At 74.4% G+C, this 13,429-nt stretch carries 11 protein-coding genes; 7 read left to right on the forward strand and 4 right to left on the reverse strand.

The genetic code is table 11. The features are described from left to right. Positions 1 to 101: 101 nt before the first annotated feature. Entirely contained in the window at positions 102 to 1,754 is a 1,653-nt protein-coding gene (locus OHA81_RS28080; protein ID WP_443056800.1) for a sensor histidine kinase, read from the forward strand. After that, positions 1,751 to 2,455, forward strand: coding sequence for a response regulator (locus OHA81_RS28085; protein ID WP_329200440.1), 705 nt, complete (start codon positions 1,751 to 1,753; stop codon positions 2,453 to 2,455). Before OHA81_RS28080 ends, OHA81_RS28085 begins: the two co-directional genes overlap by 4 nt. On the opposite strand, the gene melC2 is transcribed toward OHA81_RS28085, so the two are convergent. Together melC2 and melC1 are read right to left on the reverse strand one after the other, a co-directional pair. Beyond that, a complete protein-coding gene (gene melC2 / locus OHA81_RS28090; RefSeq protein WP_329200443.1) occupies positions 2,413 to 3,258 on the reverse strand; it encodes a tyrosinase MelC2 in 846 nt (281 codons plus the stop codon). The genes OHA81_RS28085 and melC2 overlap by 43 nt on opposite strands. Further along, complete coding sequence (gene melC1, locus OHA81_RS28095; protein WP_329200445.1) at positions 3,258 to 3,656, reverse strand: apotyrosinase chaperone MelC1; 399 nt, start codon at positions 3,654 to 3,656, stop codon at positions 3,258 to 3,260. The genes melC2 and melC1 overlap by 1 nt, the downstream gene beginning before the upstream one ends. Before the next feature lie 266 nt (positions 3,657 to 3,922). On the opposite strand from melC1, the gene OHA81_RS28100 reads away from it, so the two are divergent. Next, a complete protein-coding gene (locus tag OHA81_RS28100) occupies positions 3,923 to 5,314 on the forward strand; it encodes a glutamate decarboxylase (RefSeq protein ID WP_329200447.1) in 1,392 nt (463 codons plus the stop codon). A gap of 22 nt (positions 5,315 to 5,336) precedes the next feature. Here OHA81_RS28100 and OHA81_RS28105 read toward each other — a convergent pair whose 3' ends face one another. Then, positions 5,337 to 7,802, reverse strand: a complete 2,466-nt coding sequence (locus OHA81_RS28105; RefSeq protein ID WP_329200449.1) for a DEAD/DEAH box helicase — start codon at positions 7,800 to 7,802, stop codon at positions 5,337 to 5,339. Between the two features lie 142 nt (positions 7,803 to 7,944). Then, entirely contained in the window at positions 7,945 to 9,768 is a 1,824-nt protein-coding gene (locus OHA81_RS28110; RefSeq protein ID WP_329200451.1) for a sigma-70 family RNA polymerase sigma factor, read from the reverse strand. Between the two features lie 252 nt (positions 9,769 to 10,020). Between OHA81_RS28110 and OHA81_RS28115 the strand changes: the two genes are divergently transcribed. From OHA81_RS28115 to OHA81_RS28130, 4 genes are all read left to right on the forward strand, one after another. Next, entirely contained in the window at positions 10,021 to 10,671 is a 651-nt protein-coding gene (locus OHA81_RS28115) for a bifunctional 4-hydroxy-2-oxoglutarate aldolase/2-dehydro-3-deoxy-phosphogluconate aldolase (RefSeq protein ID WP_329200453.1), read from the forward strand. Further along, on the forward strand, positions 10,661 to 11,650 hold the full coding sequence (locus tag OHA81_RS28120) for a PfkB family carbohydrate kinase (protein ID WP_329200455.1): 990 nt from the start codon (positions 10,661 to 10,663) through the stop codon (positions 11,648 to 11,650). The genes OHA81_RS28115 and OHA81_RS28120 overlap by 11 nt, the downstream gene beginning before the upstream one ends. Before the next feature lie 177 nt (positions 11,651 to 11,827). Then, positions 11,828 to 12,907 carry an NAD(P)H-dependent amine dehydrogenase family protein gene (locus tag OHA81_RS28125; RefSeq protein WP_329200457.1) on the forward strand — a complete coding sequence of 360 codons (1,080 nt, stop codon included), beginning with the start codon at positions 11,828 to 11,830 and terminating at the stop codon, positions 12,905 to 12,907. Further along, positions 12,904 to 13,383, forward strand: coding sequence for a carboxymuconolactone decarboxylase family protein (locus OHA81_RS28130; RefSeq protein ID WP_329200459.1), 480 nt, complete (start codon positions 12,904 to 12,906; stop codon positions 13,381 to 13,383). Before OHA81_RS28125 ends, OHA81_RS28130 begins: the two co-directional genes overlap by 4 nt. Positions 13,384 to 13,429 lie beyond the last annotated feature (46 nt).

The raw sequence follows: 13,429 nt of genomic DNA on the forward strand, positions 1-13,429 counted from the left end.
CGGTCACCCTTGCGTTCATTGAGTTCACGGCCCGGTGCACACTGAACGGCATGTTCCGCCTCCCCCGACCACCCCGCAGCCTCGCCGGGCAGCTCTTCGCCATGCAGGTGCTGCTGGTCGCCGTCGTCGTCGCGGGGTGCGCGGTCTTCGCCTACGCGAGCGCGCGCGGGCAGGCCGAGGACGCCGCCCGGCGCCAGGCCGGGGCCGTGGCCAGGGCCGTCGCGGACTCGCCCTCCGTCCGCGAGGCGGTACGGGGCGCGGGGCGCGGGAGCGACCCCTCGGCCGCCCTCCAGCCCTACGCCCAGCGGGTCCGCGCCGACTCGGGCGTGGACTTCGTGACGATCATGGCGCCGGGCGGGCGGCGCTGGACCCACCCCGACCCGCGGCGCATCGGCGAACCCTTCCTGGGCAACACCGCCCCCGCGCTGCGCGGTGAGACCTTCAGCGAGACCTACACCGGCACCCTCGGCCCGTCCATAAGGGTGGTCACCCCGCTGCTGGACGGCGGCCGGGTCGTCGGCATGGTCAGCGCGGGCATCACCATCCGCGCGATCAGCGCCCGCCTCGCGCAGCAGCTCACGGCGCTCGCCTGGGTCGCGGCCGCCGCCCTCGCGCTCGGCGGCGCCGGTACGTACGTGGTCAACGCCCGGCTGCGCCGGCACACCCACGGCATGAACGCCGCCGAGCTCAGCCGGATGTACGACTACCACCAGGCGGCCCTGCACGGCGTCCGCGAGGGCCTGCTGATGCTGGACGGCCGGCGCAGGATCACCCTGATCAACGACGCCGGGCGGGAGCTGCTGGGTCTCGCGGGGGAAGTGCGGGGCACCGGCGCGGCCGAGCTCGGGCTGCCCGCACCGCTGACCGGGGCCCTGCTCGCCGACCGGCCCCGGGTCGACGAGCTCCACCTGACGGCCGACCGGGTACTCGTGGTCAACAGCTCCCCCGTGGCGGGCGGCGGCCGCCGCGGTACGGTGGTCACCCTGCGCGACCACACCGAACTCCAGGCCCTCGCGGGGGAGTTGGACAACGAGCGGGGTTTCACCCAGGCGCTGCGCTCCCAGGCCCACGAGGCGGCCAACCGCCTGCACACGGTGGTCTCCCTGATCGGACTCGGCCGGGTGGACGAGGCGGTGGAATTCGCCACGGCCGAACTGGAACTGGCGCAGGCCCTGACCGACGAGGTGGTCACCGCGGTCGGGGAGCCGGTGCTGGTGGCGCTGCTGCTCGGGAAGGCCGCGCAGGCGCACGAGCGCGGCGTCGAGCTGGTCGTCACCCCCGACAGCAGCGGCGCGGGCGGCGACCCCGGGAGCCCGCCCGCGCGGGACCTCGTGACGGTGCTCGGCAACCTCCTCGACAACGCCGTCGACGCCCTCACCGGGGTTCCGGGCGCGCGCGTGCAGGTCACCGTCCGCTCCGACGGCCGGACGCTGCTGATCCGCGTCGCCGACAACGGTCCCGGGCTGCCGGAGGGGCCGGCGGTGGACGTCTTCCGGCGCGGCTGGTCCGGCAAGGGCGACGGGCGCGGGCTCGGCCTCGCCCTGGTCCGCCAGGTCGCGCACCGCCACGGAGGAGCAGCGGAGGCCGCACAGGGGCCGCAGGGCGGAGCGGTGTTCACCGTGACGCTGCCGCTGGGCGCCGCCGCCGCGTTGCCGCGGGATGACGCCGCTGTGCCGCCGCGGGGTGACGCCGGGACGCTGCCGCGGGGGGCAACCGGGACGCTGCCGCGCGGCGTGGACGGGGCCCGGCCGTGAGCGCGGCCGGGGAAGTGCGGGTGCTGGTCGTCGAGGACGACCCGGTGGTGGCCGACGCGCACGCGCTGTACGTCGGCCGGGTGCCCGGTTTCACCGCCGTCGGCGTCGCCCACTCGCTGGCCGAGGCCACCCGCGTCCTGGAACGCGGTCCCGTCGACCTGCTGCTGCTCGACCTCACCCTGCCCGACGGCAACGGGCTGCGCTTCGCGCGCGGCCTGCGGGCCGCCGGGCATCCCGTCGACGTGATCGCGGTGACCTCCGCGCGGGACCTGGCCGTCGTCCGCGAGAGCGTCTCGCTGGGCGTGGTCCAGTACGTATTGAAACCCTTCGCCTTCCCCACCCTGCGCGAGCGGCTGTTGCGTTACGCCGCCTTCCGTGCCACGGCGGGGGAGGCGGCCGGCCAGGGGGACGTCGACCGGGCGCTCGCCGCGCTGCGCGCCCCGGCCCCCGCCGAACTCCCCAAAGGCCTGAGCGCCCCGACCCTGGACCGGGTCGCGGCGCTGCTGCGGTCGGCCCCGGACGGGCTGACCGCAGCGGGGGCGGCCGGGGCGGCCGGGATCTCGCGGATCACCGCCCGCCGCTACCTGGAACACCTGGTCGACACCGGCCGCGCGGACCGTACCCCCCGGTACGGTCAGGTCGGCCGGCCCGAACTGCACTACCGCTGGCTGGCGGCGGCCGGCTCGGCGTCGAAGGTGTAGAACTTGCGGTGGTCGAGCATGTCGGCCGGCGTGACGTTGTTCCAGGGCCGCATGGTGTCGTTCAGGTCCACGACGTTCGGCGTGCCGGCGGCCGGCAGGTACGGGGACTGCGGGTGGCGGGCCTGCCACTCGGCCCACAGCTTGTCGATGTAGGCGTGGTGCAGCCAGAACACCGGGTCGTTGGGGGACACACCGGTGGCCATCTGGCCGCCGACCCACACGTGCACCCGGTTGTGCAGGTTGGCGCCGCGCCAGCCCTCCAGGTTGTTGCGGAAACCGTTCGAGGAGCTGTTCCAGGGGGCCGCGTCGTAGACCGGCATGGCGAGGACGGCCTCCACCTCGGCCTTGGTCGGCAGCTGGGCGACGCCCTCGCCGAGGGCCCGCCGCAGGTAGGCGCGTCCGTCGACCCGTACGTTCACCTCCCACTTGCCCGCCGCGTAGGCGAACGGCCCGTCCGTGACCTGCCCGTCGCGGGCGCGTCCGGTGCCGCCGAGGAAGTCGGCCGCCCAGAGGGAGGCGCGGGGCGTGCGGTCCGTGGTCCAGTCCCAGTAAGGGAGCGAAACGCTTTTGTCGACCGCTTGCAGGGCCGCCTCGAATTCGAGCAGGAAGCGGCGGTGCCACGGGAGGAAGGAGGGGGAGCGGTGGCCGACGCGGTCGCCCGCATCGGTGTCGCCCATGATGAAGCCGTTGTGGGTGGTGACGAAGCGGTCGTAGCGGCCGGTGCGCTTGAGTTCGAGCAGCGCGTTGGTGAAGGCGCGCTTCTCCTCGGCGGTGAGCGCGGCCTGGTTCTTGCGGACGGTCATCACATGTCACCCATCGGGACGAGGGCGGCGCCCTGGAGTTCGCGCACCGCGGCGCGGGCGAGCGAGAGCGGGTCGGAGAACGTCTCGTAGTGGTTGACGACGCTGATCCAGGTGCCGTCGGCGTTCTGCATCACGTGCAGTTCGCGGCCGTCTATCCGTACGGTGGGCAGACCGGCCGCGTGGTGACCGCCGTGGTGGGAGCCCCCGGCCGCGGGGGTGATCTGGATGCGGCGGCCCTGGTAGACCTCGTCGACGTTTGCGGTACTTCCGGCGTTGCCGGCCGATATCGCGGCGCGGGAGTCGGTGCCGGCGGCGTACGCGGTGGCGCCGGCCAGACCGAGGAAGGTGAGTGCGCCGGCTGTAGTGCCGAGGGCCTGCCGGCGGGTGATCTTGTTCATGGACGAAGAAGTACCAGCAGTGCCGGGGCAGTTGACCGCTATCCGGACATCGGCCGACAAGTTGTACATAGAACGAATCGCGCGATCTTTTCGTTCCGGCGGACGGGAGGGGCTTCCACGGGAAGATCTGCTACCGAAAGCCTACTCGCCGGTAATTATTGCGGCCGTATTGCCCCCGCATGAACGGGGTCACATCGGCGACTCGGCCGGAAGATATGACATCCGCTCAGACCGGATTGCGTTCTTTCATCACCTATAGTCCCGATATGGCTCTTCATGAGATGAAGGACGCACACGCCGACGACGCCGAGACGGACGTGTTCGCGTCCGCCCTCAGCGGCCAGGTCCTCCCCAAACACCGGATGCCGGAAGACCACTCGCCCACCGAGGTGGTCTACGAACTGCTGCGCAACGAACTCCTCCTCGACGGCAACGCCGCCCAGAACCTGGCCACGTTCTGCACCACCTGGTCCGACGACGGCGTGCACCGCCTGATGAACCAGTGCCTCGACAAGAACATGATCGACAAGGACGAGTACCCGCAGACCGCGGAGATCGAGGCCCGCTGCGTCAGCATCCTGGCCGACCTGTGGAACGCGCCCACCGGCGGCGCCGCCACCGGCTGCTCCACCACCGGCTCCAGCGAGGCCGCGATGCTCGGCGGCCTCGCCCTCAAATGGCGCTGGCGCACCCGCAGGCAGGCCGAGGGACTGCCCGCCGACCGGCCCAACCTCGTCTGCGGACCGGTACAGGTCTGCTGGGAGAAGTTCGCCCGCTACTTCGACGTGGAACTGCGCCAGGTTCCCCTGGAGCCCGGCGCGACCGGCCTGCGCCCCCACCAGGTCGCCGCGTACGTGGACGAGAACACCATCGGCGTCGTCGCGATCCTCGGCGTCACCTACACCTGCGTCTACGAGCCCGTCGCCGAGATCGCCGCCGCACTCGACCGCATCCAGGCCGAGCACGGCTGGGACGTACCGATCCACGTGGACGCGGCCAGCGGCGGCTTCGTCGCGCCCTTCCTCCACCCCGACGTCGTGTGGGACTTCACGCTCCCGCGCGTCGCATCCGTCAACGCCTCCGGGCACAAGTACGGGCTCGCGCCCCTCGGCGTCGGCTGGATCGTGTGGCGCACCGCGGACCTGCTCCCCGACGAACTCGTCTTCGACGTGGACTACCTGGGCGGTGACATGCCCACCTTCGCCCTCAACTTCTCGCGCCCGGGCGGCGAGGTCATCGCCCAGTACTACCTCTTCCTGCGCCTGGGCCGCGGCGGCTACCGCCGCGTCCACCAGGCCTGCGCCGACACCGCCCAGTACCTGGCCCGGGAGATCGACGCACTCGGGCCCTTCACCCTGCTCTACGACGGCCAGGGCGCGCTGCCCGCCGTCTCCTACGAGCTGACCGACCCCGAGGGCGCCGGTTTCAGCCTCTACGACCTCTCCGAGCGGCTGCGCGCCCGCGGCTGGCAGGTGCCCTCGTACCCGCTGCCCGCCGACCGCGGTGACACGGTCATCCAGCGGGTCCTGATCCGCCACGGGGTGACCCGCGACCAGATCGCCCTGCTGGTCGCCGACATCGGACGGTCGGTGGAGAAGCTGCGGGCAACTTCGCAGGCGATCCCGGCGGGCCCGCCCCGGTCCGGGTTCCACCACTGAGCCGCGGCTCCGGACCGTCCGTTCACGACGCGGGCGCCGACCAGACCATGTCCAGCGCCGTCAGGTCCGCCACCCGCTCCGGGCTGAGGGAGGCGGCCCGGGCGCGCTGGTTGGCGATCCAGGAGCCGAGGCGGACCTCGCGCCCGTCCACCCGCTCCACGTGCGTGCGCGGCACCCGCAGGTGCCGCTCCCGGGTGCGGAACTGCCGGGCGGCCGCCAGGTGCGCCGCCCAGGCGGCGGCGTGGCTCAGCCGCTGCCGGGGCCGCTCCGCCTCGCTCGCCGGAGTCACCCCCAGGGTGTGTTCCAGCAGCCAGCGCTGGGCCCAGGACAGCCGGTCCCACGACAACCGCTGACCACGCACCCACAGGCCCAGGTCCTCACCCTGCGCCACCACCTCGCCCCGGCCGAGCGGCAACCCGCCGCCCGCGTCGAGGTGGACCCGCGTCAGGTGGAAGGCGCGCTGCCAGGAGATGTCCCAGGCCGGGCACCACGACGCGTCGAGCTCCTCCAGCGCCTCCCGCCGCTCCTGGGACAGCGCCCCCGGACCCTCCCTGCGGGCCGCCGCCCGGTTGTTCTTGACCCACACCCCCACCGGGAAACCCCTCCAGGTGGCGTCGACGGGCGGCAGCAGGTGCCCGTGCTCCGCCGCCCAGGCGCGGGCCGCCGCCAGGCCCTCCTCGAAGGCCACGTCGAAATGGCTCCACACCATCCCGAGCCCGTCCAGCTGCGCCGTCCGCTCCCGGCTCAGGGCGCCGCGCCGGCAGGTGCGCCGCACGTCCGCGATCCACTGCCCGAGCGGGAACCGGGCCAGCCCGGCGGGCCACCCGGGGTCGCCCGCCGGCACCTTGTAGGCGAACGGCACCCTCAAGTCCCCGTGCACGGCCGCGTACGTCCGCGCGGCCTCCACCCCGCGCCGCCACTGCTCGTGCTCCGGGTTCAGCACCCGCAGCCGGATGAACGCCGCCAGCAGGGCCGGGTCCCGGGGGGTGGAGAAGCTCAGCAGGGCTTCCGCGCCCGGCCGGTGGGCCTGCGAGCCGGTCTTGGCGCCCGGCGCCTGGGGCTGGGCCAGCGCCTCGACGAGCCGGGTGTCGTGCGCCCGCAGCGCCTCCAGGAGCCGCGCGAGGTCCCCGTACGCCCGGGACGTCAGCATCGTCTCCGGTGTCTCGCCCGGGCCCAGCAGCACCGGCACCACCAGCGAGGCCACCTTCCCCTCGCCCGGCCGGATCCGTAGCGCCCGGCCCACGGCCTGCACCAGGTCCGGCATGGAACCCCGCACGTCGGCCCAGAAGACGGAATCGCACTCCTTGGTGTCGACGCCCTCACCCAGGACCCGGACGCTGCCGAGGAACGCCTTGTCGGCGACGCCGCCGGCGAACGCCTCCAGGACCTGCCTCCGGTGCGCAGCGGTGTGCTGCCCGCACAGCCAGTCCGCCCAGACGGTACGCGGATACTCCGGCCGCGGGGTACGGCTCGCCTGCCGCAGCCTGGCCGCGACCGCCGGGATCCCCGCCGCGAAGGCCTCCGCCTCCTTGGTCAGGTGGTGGAAGACCAGCGTCCGCCGGAACCCCTGGTCCGCGGCCGCCTTCACCAGCGCCGCCTGGAGCGCCGCGAGCCGGGCCCCGCGCACCGCGTCCGAACGTCCTTCGGGGCCGATCAGGACCGCCGACTGGAAGTCGGGGTCGGACACGTCCACGCACACCACCCGGTACGGCGCGCAGATCCCCCGGTCGACGGCCTCGGACAGCGTGAGGGTGTAGCAGCGCGCCCCGAACGGGCCGTCCGGGTCGTCCTCCATCGAGGCGACGAGATCGCCCCGTCCGCGCTCTTCGCGGCCGCGTTCCCGCCGTCCGCGCCCTTCCCGGTCCGCCGGGATCCCGGCCCGTTCCGCGGCCAGGGGCTCCTCGGGCGGCTCGCCGTCGCGCCACACCCGAGGGGTCGCCGTCATGTACAGGCGCCGGACGGACGGGATCCGGGCGTTGTCGTGCACCACCGCCCACGGCTTGCCGATCCGCCCGGACGTGCGGTGCGCCTCGTCGACCACGATCAGGTCCCAGCCCGGCAGCCCGGCCCGGTGCGCGCCCTCGATGGTGCCCAGGCCCAGGGAGGCGTACGTGGCGTACACCGTCAGCCGCTGCGCGGGGGCCGCGCCCCAGCGCGCCAGCACCCCCGCGTCGGTGGTGGTGGGCACCCCCGCGTCCTCGGGCCGCATCGAACACACGGCCAGCGCCCGGCCGGTCCGGCCGCCCTCCCGCCAGACCGCCGTCGTCTGCGCGAGCAGGTCGAGCGAGGGCACCAGCACCAGGACCCGGCCCGCCCGCAGTTCCTCGGCGGAGCGCACGGCGACGAGGGACTTGCCGGAACCCGTGGCCATGATCACCTGGGTGCGCAGGCCCCTCTCGGGCACCCGGCCGGTCGGGGGCAGGTCGAGGGCGCGCACGACGGCGTCCACGGCCTCGCGCTGGTGCGGGCGGAGTTCCTGCCTTGCCACGTACCTCACCCTGCCCACTGTGATCTGCTGCTTTGGCTCCAGCTCCTATCTTGCCCGGATTTTGAGTCAGAAGGGGGAGGTGGGTGGCAAAGCCCCCGTGTCACATGCGGGCGGTCACACGTGGCCGGTCACACGCGGCCGGTCACATGCGGGCGCCGAAGTTCTGCGTCCACCAGGGGCCGCCGGGGCCCTGGTGGACTCCCACGCCGATGTCCTTGAAGGAGCAGTTGAGGATGTTCGCCCGGTGGCCCGGGCTGTTCATCCACGAGTTCATCACCGACTCCGGTGTCTGCTGACCCATCGCGATGTTCTCCCCGTACGTCGACCAGCGGTACCCGGCTGCGGTCGTCCGCGTGCCCGGGTCGCCACCATCGGGGTCGGTGTGCGAGAAGTAGGCCCGCCGCGCCATGTCGTCCGAGTGCCCCTGGGCGGCGTTGCGCAGCTGCGCGTCCTCCTTGAGGGGGCCGCATCCGGCCGCCGCCCGCTCCTTGTTGACCAGGGCGACCACCTGGGCGGCGGTCCCGCTCGGCGCGGCGGGCGCCGGGGCGGGGGCGGCCTCACGAGTCGCGGGCGGGGTGGTCCGGGTCCGCGACGGCGTCGGGGCGGCGCTCGAACTCGCCGACGGGGACGGCGAAGCGGAGGCCGAGGGGGAGACCGACGCGGACGGGGAGCCCGAGGGCGAGGCGGAGCCGGCGGCCGAGGGGGACGCGGCCCCCGCACCGGTCGCCGACAGCGCGGCCAGCGGGGAGGCGGGCGCTGTGCCGTCGGCCCGGTCGGAGCCCGAACCGGGCAGGGTGCCGAGGTAGGCCAGACCGCCGCCCGCCACGCAGGCGGCGACCACCGCTCCGGCGACGACCCGGCGGCGGTGCCGGCGCCGTCTGCGCTGCGCCCCGCGGCCGCCCGCCGGGTCGGCGCCCGCGTCGCCCGCGTCGCCCGACCGGCGCCGGGCCGCCCGGCCGGGACCCGGCACCACGGGCGCGAGCTGCGTGACGGCGTCCGCGAAGGCCCCGTCGGGACCGGCGCCGGTACCGGCTCCGGCGCTCGTGGCAAAGCCCTTGCCCGCGCCGGCGCCCGGTATCGCGCCGCCGGGTATCACGCCCGGCCCCGGTATCGCGCCGCCGGGCACCGCGCCGGCCCCCGGTACCGCGAACGCCGCGGTCGCCGGGGCGAGACCGGCGCCCGCGACGGCCGACCGCACGCCCGCCAGCAGCGCCGCCCCGACCGGCACCAGCGCCAGCCCGGCCAGCAGCCCCTCCGCCGGGACCAGTCCGCTCCACAGCCCCGAGCACCGCACGCACTCGCGGGCGTGCCGGGCCATCCGCTTGCGCCACAGCGCCGACGGCTGTCCGTCCCAGTTCGCCGCCACCGACCGCAGCGCCTCGCACGGCGGCTGCGCCTCCAGCGCCCGCTCCACCACCCGCGCGGCTTCCAGCTGGGCCTTCATCCGCTGCACCCGTACCGCCGTGTGCTGCGGCGAGAGTTCCAGGGCCGCAGCGACCTCGGCGCGGGTCAGCTCACCGGCGCACTCCAGCCACCACAGCGACAGCAGCGCCCGGTCGTCGGGCTCCAGCCAGCGCGCGGCGCGGGCCGTCTCGCGGCGCTGACCGGCCAGGTTGAGGCGCACGACCGTCAGGTCCGCGAAGTCGGCCCCCGGGTCGGCCACGTCCGCGGCCGCCTCCAGGCCGGTCGCACCGGTGCTGCGGTCCTGCCAGTGCGCCCGTATCCGGTTCATCGTGATCGCCACCAGCCAGGACCGGAAGCTGTCGTCGGCACGCAGCCCGGCCAGCCCGTCGAGCGCCCGCAGCATGGTGTCCTGCACCACGTCGTCGACGTCGCAGGACCCGTTCAGGGCCCGCCCGACGATGTTGTAGACGAGCGGCAGACAGGCACCGACGAGCTCGTCCTGCGCGCGGGGATCGCCCGCGCGGGCCGCTGCCACCAGCGCTGCCGTGTGCTGTGTACTCATGTGAAGTTTCCCTGTCCGTACCGGCGGTCGATGATGCCCAACGACTGGGAGACCGTCGAGAGGGGCCCCGATAACACTTATCCGGCAACTCTTATCCGGAAGTCGGATCATCCGCGACCTTAGCGGCCCCGATCGGGGCGCCGGCGTCCGCCTCCCGTTGACAGCGCGGCTCCCCGCGCGGGTAAGGTCTGGACCAATGAAGTGCCGCTGCGCGGGGCCCGGTTCGGGCCCGCAGAACGGGTGGGGGTCCCTTTGTCCTGTCATCCCTTCGCGGTCCTGGCCGCCCAACGGCTGCTGCCGGTCCTGCGGGACCCCGACGCCGACCACGCCGTCCGCCGCACGGCCGCCCTCCTCGCCGCCGGATGCCGCGCCGTGGAACTCACCACCTCCACCCCTGGCTGGGCCGCGGCCGTCGCCCGTACCGCCCCGCTCGCCGACGCGCACGCAAGGGCCGCCCTGATCGGCGTGGGCACCGTCACCGGCGCCGCTCAGGCCGAGCGGGCTCTCGACGCCGGTGCCGGCTTCCTCGTCTCCCCGTACCCGGCCCCCGAGGTCCGCGCGGTCGCCGCGGAGCGCGGGGCGGTGTTCATCGAGGGCGCCTTCACCCCCGGCGAGGTCGCCTGCGCCGTACGGTCGGGGGGCGCGGCGAAGGTCTTCCCGGCCCACGTGGGCGGCCCCGGCTTCATCCGCTCCCTCAAGGCCGTGCTCCCCGGGGCACTCCTCATCCCGACCGGCGGCATCCGGCCGTCCGAGGCCCGGGACTGGCTCGCCGCCGGGGCGACCGCCGTCGGGGTCGGCAACGGCCTGCCCGAAGACCCCGGCGAACTGGCCGCGGTCTTCGCCGAACTGGCGGGGCCGTGCTGCTGTGACCCCGCCGGGCAGGACCGCCGACATGGCCGCTGACATGGCCGCGCCCGCCCTCCGAGGCCGGCCCGGCACTGCCTACGACGTCCTCGTCCTCGGCGAGGTCCTGGTCGAGATCCACGCCGAGAGCGCCCCGCACGCCGCCGCCGACGGCACAGCCGCCCGGATCTCCTACTCCGGCGACGCCCTCAACGCGGCGGCCGCGGCGGCCGCCGCCGGGGCCCGCACCGCGCTCCTCGCCGTCGTGGGTGACGACGAGCTGAGCGTGCCCCTGCTGGAGCGGGCCACCCGGCTCGGCATCGACGTCTCCCACGTGCGCCGCTCCCCGCGTCCCAACGGCGCCTACCTGCTCTGCGCCGACACCGACGGCGGCCGCGCCTTCGTCTACTGGCGCACCGGAAGCGCCGGCTCCACCCTCTCCCCGCTGCACATCGACTCCTGGCATGAGCTGCTCACCACCTCCACGGCCCTGGTCACCAGCGGCATCACCGGCGCCCTCTCACCCGGAGCCCGCGAAGCCGTACTGGCCGCTGCCGAAACCGTCCACGCGGCCGGGGGGCACCTCACGTACGACCCCAACTTCCGCCCCCGGCTCACCGGCCCGGAGGCGGCCCGCGATCTGCTGGCGCGGGTCGCCCCGCTGACGGGGCTGCTCAAGACGTCCTGCCCCGCCGACGCCCTGGCCCTCGTGGACACCGGCGACCCGCTGCTCGCGGCCGCCCGCTACCGCGCACTCGGGGCCCGCGCCGTCGCCGTCACCGCGGGACCCGGCCGGCTCCTGCTGGACGACGGGGTACGCGCGACGTACCGGCCGGTCCCCGTCAACCCCGACCCGGTCGACGCGACGGGCGCAGGCGACTGCTTCACCGGTACCACCACCGCGCGGCTGGCCCTGGGCGACCCCCTCGCGCGGGCGGTGGCGTACGGCACGGCCGCCGCCTCGCTCTCAGTGTCCGGCCGCGGCGGCACCGGACGCGTTCCCGCGTTCAGCGAGACGGCGGCCCTGGCGGGACTTTGAGCCGGTCCCGGCGGTACTCCGGGCCGGTCCTGGCGAGATCCTGAGCCGACGCCGGCGGAACTCCGGGCCGGCCCTGGCGGAACTCCGGGCCGGCCCCGCGCGGCCCGGCCGGTACCCCGTCGAAAAACCTGCTTCACGGCACTGGGCACCTCCACGGCCCCTCGCTACCCTCCGCGCATGATTCCCACGGTGGTCTGGGGCACCGGCAACGTCGGCCGCGCGGCGATCCGCGCCGTCGCCGCCCACCCGGCGCTCGAACTCACGGCAGTCATCGTCCACGACCCCGCCAAGGCCGGCCGCGACGCGGGTGAACTCGCCGGTCTGGGACACCTGCTGGGCGTCGCGGCGAGCGACGACACCGAGGCGGTGCTCGCCGCCCGGCCCGCCGCCGTCGTGTACGCGGCCTCCGGCGACACCCGCCCCGACGACGCCCTCGCCGACATCACCAGGGCCGTCGCCGCCGGGGCCGTCGTCGTCAGCCCCGCCCTGTACCCCCTCTACGACCACCGCAGCGCACCGCCGGAGTTCCGCGATCCGGTGCTGGCGGCCATCGCGTCCGGCGGCGGCTCACTGTTCGCCTCCGGGGTCGACCCCGGCTGGGGCAATGACATCCTGCCGCTGCTCATCAGCGGACTCGGCACCACCGTGGACGTGATCCGCTGCCAGGAGATCTTCGACTACTCCACCTACGACCAGCCGGACTCCGTCCGCTACCTGGTGGGCATGGGGCAGCCCATGGACTTCGAGCCGATGATGCTCGTGCCGTCCGTCCCGACCATGGTGTGGGGCGGCCAGATACGGATGATGGCCCGGGCCCTCGGCGTCGAACTGGACGGGATCCGCGAGACGTCCGCCCGCCGCGCGCTCGACACGGCGGTGACCACCCCCACGATGGGCGAGTTCGAGGCAGGCACCCAGGGCGCGATCCGGTTCGAGGTGCAGGGGATCGTCGAGGGCGAAGCCCGCCTCGTCATCGAACACGTCACCCGCATCCACCCCTCCTGCGCCCCCGACTGGCCGCAGCCGCCCGACGGATCCGGCGCACACCGGGTGATCATCGAGGGCCGGCCGCGCATCGAGGTGACGATCGAGGCCACCGATGAAGGGGAGAACCGTTCCGCCGGCGGCAACGCCACCGCCGTCGGCCGGCTGGTGGGGGCGATCGACTGGCTCGTGGACGCGCCACCGGGCCTCTACGACGCGCTCGACGTCCCGCTGCGGCCCGCAGTCGGCAAACTCGGAAGGAAACAGCCATGAGGATCGACGTCCCGGAAGGTCAGCACCCCATCGAGTACGTCTGGGGCGACCTGGTCCCCGGCATCGGCATGGCCGCGGCCAACTTCTCCCTGTCGGTCTACGCCCACACCACCTTGGGCCTGCGCGAGTTCGAGGCGGCCCGGCTGCGGATCGCGCAGATCAACGGGTGCGTCTTCTGCCTCGACTGGCGCACCGACCGGGACGGCGAGAAGGTCGAGGAGGAGTTCGCCGACGCGGTGACCGAGTGGCGCACCACGAAGGCCTTCGACGACCGCACGCGGCTGGCCGCCGAATACGCGGAGCGCTACGCGCTGGACCACCACGGCCTGGACGAGGAGTTCTGGCAGCGGATGACGGCCCACTACAGCCAGGTGGAGATCGTGGAGCTGAGCATGAGCATCGGCTCCTGGCTCGCCTTCGGACGCCTGAACCATGTGCTGGGCCTCGACAGCGTCTGCGTACTGCCGGGGAGCTGAAACGGCCCCCCGGGGCCGGCCGGCCTCCCTGCGCGGGCCTGCGGCC

Source organism: Streptomyces sp. NBC_00667, assembly GCF_036226825.1.
GTDB lineage: Bacteria > Actinomycetota > Actinomycetes > Streptomycetales > Streptomycetaceae > Streptomyces.

Excerpts from the sequence above, each read along its gene's own strand:
- OHA81_RS28110 (WP_329200451.1), bottom strand. The coding sequence starts at position 9,768 with ATGAGTACACAGCACACGGCAGCGCTGGTGGCAGCGGCCCGCGCGGGC.
- OHA81_RS28130 (WP_329200459.1), top strand. The coding sequence starts at position 12,904 with ATGAGGATCGACGTCCCGGAAGGTCAGCACCCCATCGAGTACGTCTGG.
- OHA81_RS28125 (WP_329200457.1), top strand. The coding sequence starts at position 11,828 with ATGATTCCCACGGTGGTCTGGGGCACCGGCAACGTCGGCCGCGCGGCG.
- melC2 (WP_329200443.1), bottom strand. The coding sequence starts at position 3,258 with ATGACCGTCCGCAAGAACCAGGCCGCGCTCACCGCCGAGGAGAAGCGC.
- OHA81_RS28100 (WP_329200447.1), top strand. The coding sequence starts at position 3,923 with ATGGCTCTTCATGAGATGAAGGACGCACACGCCGACGACGCCGAGACG.
- OHA81_RS28120 (WP_329200455.1), top strand. The coding sequence starts at position 10,661 with ATGGCCGCTGACATGGCCGCGCCCGCCCTCCGAGGCCGGCCCGGCACT.
- melC1 (WP_329200445.1), bottom strand. The coding sequence starts at position 3,656 with ATGAACAAGATCACCCGCCGGCAGGCCCTCGGCACTACAGCCGGCGCA.
- OHA81_RS28080 (WP_443056800.1), top strand. The coding sequence starts at position 102 with ATGCAGGTGCTGCTGGTCGCCGTCGTCGTCGCGGGGTGCGCGGTCTTC.